Raw genomic sequence first — 1025 nt, forward strand, 5'->3', positions numbered from 1 at the left:
CCACGCCGAAGTTGCCGCCCCCGCCCCGCAGCGCCCAGAACAGGTCGGGGTGGGTATCGGCGTCGGCGCGCAGGAGCTGGCCATCGGCGGTCACCACCTCGGCCGCCAGCAGATCGTCGATCGTCAGGCCGTATTTGCGGACCAGGTAACCGACTCCGCCGCCCAGCGTGATCCCGCCGATCCCCACCGAGCCGGTGTCGCCGAAGCCGGTGGCCAGCCCGTAGGCACCCGCTTTGGTTGTGTATTCGCCTGCCGTCAAGCCGGTCTCAGCCCACGCCGTGCGATGTTCGACATCGATGTCGAGAGCCCGCATGTCCCGCAGGTCGAGCACAATGCCTCCCTCTGAAGCGCTGTGACCGGCGCCGCTATGCCCGCCGCTGCGCACGGCAAGCTCGATCCCGCTCTCGCGTGCCAGCGAGATGACGCGTGCGACATCGCTTGCATCCGTGGGCCTAACGATGAGTGCCGGCCGGCGGTCGAACTCGCCGGAAAAAACGGTGCGCGCCTGGTCATAGCCGGGGTCATCGGGGGTGATCACCCGGCCGTTCAGCGTGGCGCACAGTTCGGTGATTTCGTATCCGTCTCGGGTAAAGGCACGCCCGTCCCCAGCTTCCCTCGCATCGCGGGTGGCGTGAATTTTAACGTCCTTATTTGTTGGTGACATGTCTGTTACTCCTTTGGATGTTGTTTCTCGTTGAAGCCTGTTCTATATCGACTAATTGTACACAAATTATCCATATTATGTCTACGCTCCACAGTATTACTCGATGTTTCACCTTCGCCTGCTATGGGTGATCGGGCGGGCGATCACCAAAGAAGAGATCCTCACTTTTTGGACTAAAGGGATATTATTAGTACAAATATTCTAAGAATATACCATAGCATTTACATTGAGTCAAGTGAAATATGGCTACTGATCTTAATACAAGGACTGGTCGTGGCGCTATTGGGTTTTCCCCACACGCGTGGGGGTGAAGAGGTGCGGGCCATCCGGTGGGGGGAACTTCGAAAGTTTTCCCCACACG

General features: G+C 58.8%; 1 protein-coding gene. It reads right to left on the reverse strand.

The features are described from left to right. Positions 1 to 664: FAD-dependent oxidoreductase (locus AB1772_13520; protein MEW5797359.1), on the reverse strand; the 664-nt coding region annotated here is incomplete at its 3' end. Positions 665 to 1025: the final 361 nt, after the last annotated feature.

This window comes from Candidatus Zixiibacteriota bacterium, assembly GCA_040752815.1.
Classification (GTDB): domain Bacteria; phylum Zixibacteria; class MSB-5A5; order GN15; family FEB-12; genus JAGGTI01.